Genomic DNA, 4,991 nt, shown 5'->3' on the forward strand with positions numbered 1-4,991 from the left:
CCGGCGTCGTACATGGCCGCATCCCCGGTCAGGGAAGAGCCAGTCAGTTCCCGCAGCAAGATGATGTCGTCGTTGATGTTCCGGTCGGACACCAGATAGTCGATCCGCTGACCGGCATAGCGCAGCGGGTCCCAGTTTCGGCCCTGGTCGTAGGTGAAGTCCCGGCGGACGGAAGTCCGGCTATTGCGCTGCCAGGCGGCTCCGACTTTCAGCTGCGCCTGCCGCACGAAGTCGACGGGCAGGTCATAGGCCAGATCGACGTTCGCCGAGCCGATGTTCTCGTCCAGGTCCGAGAAGGAGACCAGCTGGTTCGCGCCGGACAGAAGGGCGGTGCTCGCGCCCGTCGCGGACAGGCCGTAGCGGTACAGCCGCTCATAGGGCGCCTGGCGGGCAGTGCGCCCATAGGTCCCGCGCCAGGCCAGCTCCCAGTCGCCGATCAGGTGTTTTCCCGAGAGCTGGCTGAGCTGGAGCACCCGCTCGTACCACTCACTGTTGTAGGCGTTGACGTTGGCGTTGCCCTGGGACTGTGCCGTATTGGAGGTGATCCGCGCCCGCTTCGACGTCGAGCGGATCCAGAGGCCGGTGTAGCGGACCTCATTGTCGCCGCTTTCCCAGGCCAGGCCGCCAAGGCCGCTCCAGGCAATGTCGTTCTGGTTGGCCTCGAAGGTCGCGTCCGTGGCGAGGGCCAGTCCGCCGGAGTCCGGAACCGTGGTCTGGCGGACGCCCTTCCGGGTCTGCCAGCCGTTCCGGTAGCTCAGGACGCCGATGGCGCCCAGGCGGCCGTAGTCGGTGTCAAAGGACTGTCCGCCGGAGATGTCGAAAATGCCGTTCAGCGGCATCTTGTCCCGCTGCAGGACGTTGAGCGGCGCATTGGTGAAGCTCCGGGCGACGGCCTTGTACTGGTCTGTCGTCAGACCACCTGTGGCGCTGCCCACCACGACCGGGCGGCTGGCGGCGAACTGGCGGACACCCACCGGAAGCTTCCGGGTCCCATCATCGAAGCCCAGCCAGTCCGTCTCCGAGCCGTAATAGGTCAGGCGGCTCTCGGCGGTGGTCTCGGTATCGCCGCCAATGCCCACGCCGACCTTCAGGAAGGCCTCGTCGGGTGTTCCGACCGTCTGCAGGTCGATCACCCCGCCTCCGAACTCGCCGGGATAGTTGGCCGAGAAGGTCTTCTGGATAACCGTCCCGGCGAGGATCGAGGCCGGGAACAAGTCCAGGGGAATGACCCGCTGCAGGGGCTCCGGGCTGGGCAGGGGCGAGCCGTTGAGAAGGGCCTGCGAATAGCGCTCCCCGAGGCCCCGGACGTAGACGAACTTTCCCGAGACCAGCGAAATGCCGGTGATCCGGGTCAGGGCCTGCGCCGCGTTGTCGTCACCGGCCCGCTGGACGTCCTCGACGCTGAGAAAGTTCGCCACCTCGGCGGTGTCGCGGATCACATCCGGGATGAACCTGCCGCTGACGATGATTTCTTCGACTTCAGTTCCCTCGCTTGGCGGAGCGGTTTGGGCGAGGGCCGAATGCGCCGTCGTCAGGGCGGCGCCGGCGAGCAGGAGGGTGCGGAGGGTGCGGGTCATCGGGAACGGGCCTTCAATGGGACAAGGAGGGAGGCGGCGGGATTTCCCCGCCGCCCTGCGCTTCTCGGATCAGCAGGAGGCCGCGCCTGCCAGGCCGCAGGTCCAGCCGACGTACCAGTTGTCGTTCAGGCTGGAGACCGCGCCGATGTAGGTCGTCGCCAGGAAGAAGGACGAGACCGGGATAGGATTGGCGGCGACCCGCCCGCTCTCGTTCGACCCGTTGATGAAGCCCTGGGAGAAGGTCGGGGTGTAGCCGGTGGCGATGTTGTTCTGGCCGGCGTTGAACAGGGTCTCAGGGCCGGTGGGCTGGTCGTTGTCCGTGGTGCGGAAGGGTCCGGCGCCGCAGGACAGCGCCACCGAGGCGAAGGTCGGCCGGGGTTCGGTCATCGTCGAAGAGCCATCCACGTCGATGCAGGGGATGGACGGATGGGCCGAATAGATCACGCCGTTCAGGAAGTCCGCCCGGGTTCCGCCGTTCAGGACCAGTCCCTGGTGCTGGCGGGAGTCGAAAGTCGAGTTCGCCAGACCGAGGCGGCAGACGAAGTTGGAGACCTTGGGGTGGGCGCGCAGCAAGGGCAGACCGCCGGAGGTGGAGCCTGCGCCGGAGATCTCGAAGCAGCGGGCCTCTTCCGAGGGGCGATCCGAGGTGTTGATGATGTACTGAGCCGACCCTGTGTAGCCCTCGTCAGTATCGAAGCCGTCATCGTCCCATTCGGTCAGCACCAAGCGTCGCACGTTCACCGTGCCGCCGAAGAACTCCACCGCATCGTCCGCGCCGCCATGGACCTGCACGAAATCGACCACCGTGCCGTTACCGACGCCTCCGAAGGTGATGCCGTTCAGCTCTTCGTTGGGCGCCACCTCGTAGCCGGCTTCCTTCACCTGCACGTAGCGGAGCACGCCGCTGTTGTCGTTGGCGGCGTTCCCGCCCCAGTTGATGGTCTGGATGGCTTCGAACCGGTACTCGCAGTTGACCGGGTTGGCTGGGAAAGTGGTGGTGGTCGGCGGGCAGCGGTTGATCGGCGCCCGGCCGGCGATGACGATTCCGCCCCACTGGCCCTTGAGGTCCGCGCCGCCGTTGAGGTCGTTGAGGCTGGTGAAGATGATCGGGCGCGAGGCGGTGCCGTCGGCAATCATCCGCGATCCGCGGTTCACGACCAGATACTCCGCGATCCCGCCGAAGACGACGACCCCGGGCTCGATTGTGAGAACGCCGGAGGAGACGCCGGTCCGCGGGTTCTGAGCGTCGGGACCAAGGTCCTGCCCGACCTCGACCTTCCCGTCAATCCGGTAGGCCGTGCCCGGGCGATAGGGCAGGGTCAGGGCGCCGGTGACCAGCCTTGGAATGCCGCAGGATCGCAGGGTTCCGTTGGCGATTGTGCCGAGGTTGATGAAGCCGGTGGGGCAGTCGGCCGATGCCGATCCCGAGCCGCCGGATCCGCCGGAACCGCCGCCGTTACCCCCTGTGGCGAACTGGCCTTCGCCGGGCGAGGCGATGCTGGATCCGCCGCCGCCGCAGGCGGCCAGCAGGCCGCTCGCAGCGACGCTCAGGGCAAGGAGTCTCAGCTTTCCGAGAGCTGTCATGGGTCGGTCTCCACCGTGTCGACGTTTCGCGCGCAAACGGGGCGTGGCGACCGCACCAATCCGGCCCCCCGAACACCCCTGTGGGGTCCTTCTAGGGAGCGCCTGTGACGCCCAGTCTTCAGATTGATGACGGAAAAGTGTCACTCCGGCCCTTGGCGGGACCGCTACCGCCGACGCCGACCCCATCATCCCCCGGTCCACGATGTGTCCGCCCTTGTCGACCTCTGTCCCGGTCAATCGGCGAAGGAAACCTGCAACCTGCCCCTTGGTCACCCACTGGCGGGGCCGCCAGGCGTCTGCCAAAATCCTCTGAGGCGCCCCGCGGGGGTTGCTGGAATGGGGGGTCTGGCCATGCGTGGAAAGTGTCTTTGCGGGGAGGTCGCCTTCGACTGCGACGTCGCCCCAGTGGTGACGGTCGCCTGCCACTGCACCCATTGCCAGAAGACCAGCGGCGGGGCCTTCTCTGTCAACGCCATCGTCCCCGGCGCCGCCTTCCGCCTGACCGGCGGCTACGCCGTCTACGCTGACCAGGGCGAGAGCGGCGGATCGGTGGAGCGCTGCTTCTGCCCGAAGTGTGGTTGCCCGATGGCTTCGCGCCTTGGTAACGGCATGGTGGCGGTCAAGGTCGGCGTCCTGGAGACTGACGAGGACGTGACGCCTGTCCTGCAGGTCTGGACCCGCAGCGCCCGGCCCTGGTCGAAGACCTTGCTGGTCGCCCCGGGCTTCGAGACCAACCCGCCCTCAGCCTGATCCGGAGACACGCCGTGCTTGCTCCCCTCGTTCCCGCCGCCATCGGACCGGAGGACGAAGCCCTCCGCGCCGAGGTGCGCGCCTTCCTGGCCGAACGCCTCGCCGGTGTTCCAGGGGCCCGCCGGGCGCGGACCTGGATGGGTTTCGACGCCGACTTTTCCCGTGACCTCGCCGCCCGTGGATGGGTGGGCCTGACCCTGCCGGTGGAGTTCGGCGGCGGCGGACGCAGCCCCTTCGCCCGGTTCGTCCTGATCGAGGAGCTTCTGGCGGCCGGGGCGCCCGTCGCGGCCCACTGGATCGCCGAGCGGCAGAGCGCCCCGCTTCTCCTGCGTTACGGGACCGAGGCCCAGCGCCGGGACATCGTGCCGCGCATCTGCCGGGGCGAGGCCTTCTTCTGTATCGGGATGAGCGAGCCCAACTCGGGCTCCGACCTCGCCAGCGTCCGCACCCGGGCCGAGCGCACCGCGACGGGATGGCGCCTCAACGGCTCCAAGATCTGGACCACCTACGGCCACAAGGCCCATTACATGGTCGCCCTGGTGCGGACCAGCGGCGGGCCGGACGACCGGCAGGCGGGCCTGTCCCAGCTGCTGATCGACCTGAAGACCCCCGGCGTGACGGCCCGGCCGATCCGCGACCTGGCCGGTGACGAGCACTTCTCGGAGGTCTTCTTCGAGGATGTCGACCTGCCCGAGGACGCCCTGATCGGCCAGGAGGGGCAGGGCTGGTCCCAGGTCAACGCCGAGCTCGCCTTCGAGCGCAGCGGTCCCGAACGGCTCTACTCCTCCACTGTCCTGATCGACCAATGGATGGACTTCATCCGCAGCCGGGGCGGTCCGACGGAGTCCGAGGCCGAGCTGGCGGGGCGTATGCTGGCGCGGCTGGCGACCCTCCGGAACATGTCCCTGGCGGTCACCGGTCAGCTCGCCCGTGGGGAGAGCCCGGTGGTGGAGGCCTCCATGGTCAAGGACCTGGGCGCCAGCTTCGAGCAGTCCATCCCGGCCCTGGTCACCGACCACCTGGCCTCGGTGGAGGGCCCTGTCCCGGCGCCCCTCCTGGCGACGCTGGACTACCTCGCCG

Annotated in this window: 4 protein-coding genes; 2 read left to right on the forward strand and 2 right to left on the reverse strand. The window is 68.2% G+C overall.

The features are described 5' to 3' along the window. Together IM632_RS11210 and IM632_RS11215 are read right to left on the reverse strand one after the other, a co-directional pair. The coding region (locus IM632_RS11210; RefSeq protein ID WP_296552334.1) for a TonB-dependent receptor plug domain-containing protein at window positions 1-1,577 on the reverse strand (1,577 nt) is incomplete at its 3' end. A 69-nt stretch (window positions 1,578-1,646) separates the two neighbouring features. Beyond that, the gene (locus IM632_RS11215) at window positions 1,647-3,161 is read right to left on the reverse strand and encodes a hypothetical protein (protein ID WP_296550047.1); all 1,515 of its coding nucleotides are present in this window, start codon (window positions 3,159-3,161) and stop codon (window positions 1,647-1,649) included. Window positions 3,162-3,512: 351 nt separating this feature from the next. Between IM632_RS11215 and IM632_RS11220 the strand changes: the two genes are divergently transcribed. Together IM632_RS11220 and IM632_RS11225 are read left to right on the forward strand one after the other, a co-directional pair. Further along, on the forward strand, window positions 3,513-3,911 hold the full coding sequence (locus IM632_RS11220; protein WP_296482080.1) for a GFA family protein: 399 nt from the start codon (window positions 3,513-3,515) through the stop codon (window positions 3,909-3,911). A gap of 14 nt (window positions 3,912-3,925) precedes the next feature. Further along, window positions 3,926-4,991: acyl-CoA dehydrogenase family protein (locus IM632_RS11225; protein ID WP_296552336.1), on the forward strand; the 1,066-nt coding region annotated here is incomplete at its 3' end.

The organism is Phenylobacterium sp., assembly GCF_020402505.1.
In the GTDB taxonomy this organism is placed as follows: Bacteria; Pseudomonadota; Alphaproteobacteria; order Caulobacterales; family Caulobacteraceae; genus Phenylobacterium.

What these genes read in the sequence shown, in the direction of transcription:
- IM632_RS11215 (WP_296550047.1), bottom strand. Translation starts at nt 3,161, where the DNA reads ATGACAGCTCTCGGAAAGCTGAGACTCCTTGCCCTGAGCGTCGCTGCG.
- IM632_RS11220 (WP_296482080.1), top strand. Translation starts at nt 3,513, where the DNA reads ATGCGTGGAAAGTGTCTTTGCGGGGAGGTCGCCTTCGACTGCGACGTC.